General features: G+C 43.4%; 6 protein-coding genes. 2 read left to right on the forward strand and 4 right to left on the reverse strand.

The features are described from left to right. A partial coding sequence (gene devC, locus Q0R35_RS07645) for an ABC transporter permease DevC (protein ID WP_295615615.1) occupies nucleotides 1–1,095 on the forward strand: 1,095 nt, incomplete at its 5' end. A 31-nt stretch (nucleotides 1,096–1,126) separates the two neighbouring features. Here devC and Q0R35_RS07650 read toward each other — a convergent pair. The 3 genes from Q0R35_RS07650 to Q0R35_RS07660 form a co-directional block, all read right to left on the reverse strand. Beyond that, nucleotides 1,127–2,254, reverse strand: coding sequence for a hypothetical protein (locus Q0R35_RS07650; protein ID WP_295615617.1), 1,128 nt, complete (start codon nucleotides 2,252–2,254; stop codon nucleotides 1,127–1,129). 139 nt (nucleotides 2,255–2,393) lie between these two features. Continuing rightward, entirely contained in the window at nucleotides 2,394–4,157 is a 1,764-nt protein-coding gene (locus Q0R35_RS07655; protein ID WP_295615619.1) for an iron uptake porin, read from the reverse strand. Nucleotides 4,158–4,188: 31 nt separating this feature from the next. Further along, nucleotides 4,189–4,335 carry a hypothetical protein gene (locus Q0R35_RS07660; protein ID WP_295615621.1) on the reverse strand — a complete coding sequence of 49 codons (147 nt, stop codon included), beginning with the start codon at nucleotides 4,333–4,335 and terminating at the stop codon, nucleotides 4,189–4,191. Between the two features lie 59 nt (nucleotides 4,336–4,394). Here Q0R35_RS07660 and Q0R35_RS07665 point away from each other — a divergent pair, with 59 nt between their 5' ends. After that, on the forward strand, nucleotides 4,395–5,093 hold the full coding sequence (locus Q0R35_RS07665) for a GntR family transcriptional regulator (RefSeq protein WP_295615623.1): 699 nt from the start codon (nucleotides 4,395–4,397) through the stop codon (nucleotides 5,091–5,093). Between the two features lie 36 nt (nucleotides 5,094–5,129). Here Q0R35_RS07665 and Q0R35_RS07670 read toward each other — a convergent pair. Further along, nucleotides 5,130–5,725, reverse strand: a 596-nt coding sequence (locus Q0R35_RS07670; protein ID WP_295615625.1) for a hypothetical protein, incomplete at its 5' end; no start/stop codon positions are given.

Genomic DNA, 5,725 nt, shown 5'->3' on the forward strand with positions numbered 1-5,725 from the left:
GCGATCGCGGGAATTAGTTTTGCTGATATTCTAATGTTTATGCAACTAGGATTTCGCGACGCGCTGTTCGATAGTGCCGTTAAATTTCATACCAACGTCAATGGCGATGTTTTTCTCGTCAGTCCTCAATCGACGGCGTTGATTGCCATGAAATCCTTTCCCCGCAGACGACTTTATCAATCCCTCGCTTTTAAAGATGTCGAATCAGTCACGCCCATTTATCTGGGCTTTGGCATCTGGAAAAATCCCGTTAAAAAGAACACCCGCCAAATCATGATTATTGGCTTTAATCCAGCCGATAAGCAACTATTTCAACTCCCAGGTGTGAGTGAAAATCTGACCAAAATGCAACTGCCAGATACCTATTTATTCGACGAAAAATCTCGCGAACAATTTGGCCCCATTCCTAAAATATTTAAAGCAGGAGAACGAGTCCAAACCGAAGTAGACGGACGCAGAATCGACATCGGTGGATTGTTTACCCTCGGTGCGTCCTTTGGTGCCGATGGCAACTTGATGACTAGCGACACCAATTTCGCTCGGATGTTCAAAAATCGCCAATCCGGCTTAATCGATGTTGGGGTAATTAAATTAAAACCGGGTGCGGATGTAAAATCCGCAGTTGCGGCGATTGATGCATATTTGCCTAGCGATGTCAAGGTAATGTCTAAAGAACAATTTATCGATTTTGAGAAAAGTTATTGGCAAAGTGGTACTTCGATCGGGTTTATTTTTACGCTCGGTACGGTGATGGGTTTTATCGTCGGGATTGTAATTGTTTATCAGATTCTCTATACCGATGTTGCCGATCATTTATCTGAATATGCCACTCTCAAAGCGATGGGTTATACAGATTTTTATCTATTGACCGTTGTGTTTCAAGAGGCAATTATTCTATCGATTGTCGGCTTTTTTCCTGGCATGTTAGCAGCCGTCGGACTTTATACAATGACGCGCAATGCGACAAGTTTGCCGCTATTAATGACTGTCGCTCGTGCTACTACCGTCCTGATTTTAACGATGATTATGTGTACTATTTCTGGTGCGATCGCAGTCCGTAAATTGCGGGCGGCAGATCCGGCAGATATGTTTTAATTGTTGGTAAATTGTGTGGGTTTATACATGATTATAACTGTGCAACTGCCTGAAAAATTCTCGGAAGGTATTCGATCGTTATATATATTACAGTCCCAGTAATGGTACCAATAGAAATAAGCTGGGCTAATCCCAGTGGCGTAACAATAGCACTTTTAATTAAACTCATTGAGTTTGCCAACTTCATCATCTTCAGCCTTAACACATGATTAGCTACTGCAACAGGAGAATTTAGAGCAGATATTTGAGTAGGCGCATCGATTAATTTTATTAACTGATATTTTCCGAGAAATCGATCGATCGTAATATAATAGTCTCGTTCGCGTTGGCGAAGCCTCTCGAAGAGAAGCGTCTCGGAACGAGAATCGTGCCATGAGCAGTAAGAATTTTCATATCCCAAGCAAGCATAAAGACAACTTTCACTAGGGCTATCGACCTTTTGATATTTTCTAGGATTAATCGTAAAACCAGGATAGTCATAGATTACTCTTTCTTGCAGATATCGATCGTTACAATCGTAGCCAGCCATAAATGACTGCTGAAGTAAATTCGACCCATACTCAAAAATCCAGTTTTCTTTATCGCCGATCGATTCTACCGATTCGACAAGAGATGCTACGCTAGTTATTTTAACAGAGATGTCTATGAGTTTAATTAATTGGTATTTGCCTAAATAATTATCGATAGTAATATAATAATTTTCTCGATCCGAAGAACAGTGTGCATATTTATATTCTAAGCAAGCAAGAAAACATCTGTCACTGGGCGTGTCAACCTTTTTATAGAACCGATCGTTAATCTTAAACCCAGGATAATCAATGGCTAATCTCTGGGCCAAATATCCATCATGACAATCATATCCAGCTTTTAATGACTGCTGGAGTAAATTTGACCCATACTTAAAAATCCAGTTTTCTTTAGTTTTGGTAAATATATCGATCGTAAATATGCTACTGACACAAGAACGAGTCAGTGCATTAGTATATTTACGACGGTTGAATAGATCGCTATCTACAGTTTCTCCATCCGCATGACCCAAGCTGAAATAGGATTTTTCATCGCTCCAAATTCCATCTTCATAACCAGACATAAACAGATCTACTGCATCTATCGCTGCCTCCTGAGATTCGTACCATTCCATCTGGTTTTGGTGATGCACATACCAGTTAGCGGACACCTTTTTCTTACCCATCATCTATCATCCATTCACACTTGAACGATCCTGCAACCATTAGTCGTTGGCACAGCCTCCCCGATGGAGAATCGCAACCACACATGATTCTTATTCTAATTGAATCCTAAAAACTAAACTGCATCCGCACATTGCCCACATAGACAGGGGAATTACTCTGAAAATTATTGGGATTGAAGATCGCGTAAAATGCAGGCACGATCGCGATATTATCGCTAGCTGGGTAATAGTAAGAAAATTCTAACTCCTGCTGTTTGCCACCGTCTCCCCCGCCAGAGAGCAGAAATTCGCGCCCACCCAGATAACTATGGGGAATCAAGTAAGAAATGGTGCCTAGTGCCCCCTTCTTACCCAAGTCGGGGAATCCCAACCCCAATTGAATCGATTGTACCGTCGTATTACCGCCCGCACGAGCGGAATTGACGGGAATAATCCCCGTTCTTCCATAAGAATATCGCCCGAATACGCCCACCTGGGGCGTAAAGAGCCAGTCAAAATTGGCAACGAAGGTATCGGCGGGTGCGTCGTTTAATCGTCCTCCAAAGCCATCGTCGGCATAGCCATAGGGCAATGGCTCTCCTACTGCTCCACCGATAAATCCGTTGTAAGGACGGATGAGCGATCGCGAGTACAATAATTTTATATTTAGGTCTTTACTGGGCGAATATGCCAGCTCACCGATGACTTGATTGGTGCTACCAAATAAACCTGCGTTGGGATTGCTAGAGGTATTAAATCCATTTGCCGAACTCAAAAATTCGGTATTCTCTGCCAAATAGCCAGCATTAAAGCGAAATTGTGGGTTGATATTCCAAGAAACAACCGCACCAGAACCTCGATCGATCGCCGCAAATAACGTACTACCGCTAGAGTTAAAACTACCCGCACCAGTCAGGAAATTAGTGAATCGATTTTGGTCGAAATAGCGGTAAGTATTCAGACGGGGGCCGACGGAAATTTTGAGGCGATCGCTAATGGGAAAAGAGTAAGATAGTTCGCGCAGATAAACCGCATTCGATCCAGCTTGTGGTGTGCCTGTTTGGTCGGTAATTGGCGTGCCCCAAGTATTAAAAAAGCCCGATGAAACTAGTTGATTAGCTGGCGAACTCGCATTACCAGCAACGAGTTGAGTCACTAGTAAATCTTTGCCCGTAAACGATGAATTTAGGTTCAGGAATAGATAGTTACTAACTGTCGGATTTGTATCCCTAAGTTGCACTCGCGTTGGTACGCCATTTACTCGTGCAGGTGGGATGAAAGCATTAGTGCCACCTTGCGCTAGCGATCTTTCGGCGGTAATACTATTGCTAGGAAATGCACCTGTGAAGTTAACCCAGACTTGGGCACTGAGCTTAGTTGTGGCTGAAAATTGTTGCTGTTTTAATGTTTCTGTTTTAGCTTCAATTGCTGCTACCTTTTTACGTAGGGTAGTTAGTTCTGTCGCAAATTCAGTCTGAAGTTTTTGGATCGTTTCTAGATCTGCTTTTGTAGCTGGCTCTGTGAGCGAGGATGGCATCGATTCATTCGCCAGATTTAAGCAAATATTCAATCGCTCGGCAAATTTCGATCGCGTTAACGCTCGATTCTCCACGGGAGAGGCTTTGCCAACGAGATCGGTATTATCTTCGATACAATTATAGCGATCGTCGAGTTGTTGTAATGCTGACAATGCCCAATCGGGAAGTTGCACGGCAGATGGAGATATCTCGATCCCCTCTGTCGAACGGATGGGCGCACCAATGCGAGGATCGGTAAGTTGAGAATTTGGTGGTAGGATCTTGGGTAGGGAGATTAGATCCTGACTCGGTAACGGATCTGCTGCTTCGACTCGATCGGCAATCGTCCCGATCCCTCCTACAAACATAGCCATAAAAGCTGTCAGAATTAATCTGTTAACTAAATTAAGATTTACCACGATCCGATCCCTCTAATTTGGCAACTGTTGGCAGACGAAGTTTGGCCCTTGCTGGTGTGGCGATCGCCACCAAAAGCATGTATTCTGTATACAATAAATTTAGGTGAGTATTTGTAGCGATCGGTACATTCATTGTTATCCAGGGCGTTTTCAGTTAATCTAGGTCTAGTTTTACATCGAGGAACACTTGCTTTGTCGTTATCTTCACGTTCGCTCCAACGACCTCAGTCTCTGCAAGAGCAGGCTTATCAAGCCTTGCGTAGTGCCATTTTGTCTGGCGAACTGATGCCGGGGCAACGGTTGGTAGAAACACAATTAGCTCAGAAGCTCCAAGTGAGCCGCACCCCAATTCGTGAAGCCTTGCACCAACTCCAGCAAGCAGATTTAGTCGTCGAAGAGCGCGGCATGTTGAAAGTCGCCACATTTACCAGCGAGGATGCTAGCAAGCTGTATGAGTGCCGATTGGCACTAGAAAATGTATCGGTGAGAGCAGCCTGTCTCAATGCAAGCGATCGACAATTGAAACAAATCGAGCAATTGATTCATAAAGCTGAGAAACTACTCAATGCCAAGCCGACTAAATTAACCAGTTTTCAATTATTAGATTTGGACTATCAATTTCATCGAGAGATTGCCGAAGGTTCTCAGAATGAGTGGCTGGTGTCGTTACTCGATCGATTATTCGATAAAATGATTCTGCTCCGCATTCAAACGATGCTTAGTAATCCGGCGGTGTTAGAAGTTCGCTGGGAGCATCGACAGATTTATGAGGCAATTTTAGATCGTGATGCCGATCGAGCCGTCACAGCAGTTCAGGAGCATTTAATCGCTAGTCGAGCGCGAGTAGTCCGAGAGTTAGAGCAGATTCAGCAATCTCAAAATGCTGGCTAGTTAGGAAGCTCTAGTACTTTTATAAAAGTAAATTACCTAAAATAGATCGAATAAAATCGTCATTACTCCTAATGCAGTAATGACGATAAATGCGCCCATCAGATCGTTTTTTCTAGATGAGGGTAAATAGGTCGGCTGTAACCAAAAACTGAGTTTTCGCGATACAAATGGCATGACTATCAGGCTCAAAATTGAAGATGTAATCAGGTTATTAATCAGCATCCTACTCGCAGGCGACCAAGAATTGAAGATACCTAGAGCCGAAAATAATGTAGATTGAAGCATGACAGTAGGGTACAATCCCACCACCACTGTCAAAATTTGTTTCCAAGCGGGAGAACCTAAACTAGAGCGTTCGGCTCCACCCCACTGGTTAGAAAACCAACCTTCTAATCCGGTGGTAAATGACTTGAAGCGGTAAGCATGAAAAATTTGCCGTCCCGATTTGACTAACTTTTGACGCTCGATCGATCCTACCCAGCTATCTAAATATTCCGGCGAATTGAAGTGAATAATTGAATACCACTTCACTACTGGATCTATACATCTCAGCGGCGGACACAGATCGACTCGCATAAATCCAGGATGATTTTTAGCTCGATTTACCAAGCGATCGTGCCATCGCTTAAAGG

The organism is Chamaesiphon sp. GL140_3_metabinner_50 (assembly GCF_025361915.1).
Taxonomy (GTDB): domain Bacteria; phylum Cyanobacteriota; class Cyanobacteriia; order Cyanobacteriales; family Chamaesiphonaceae; genus Chamaesiphon.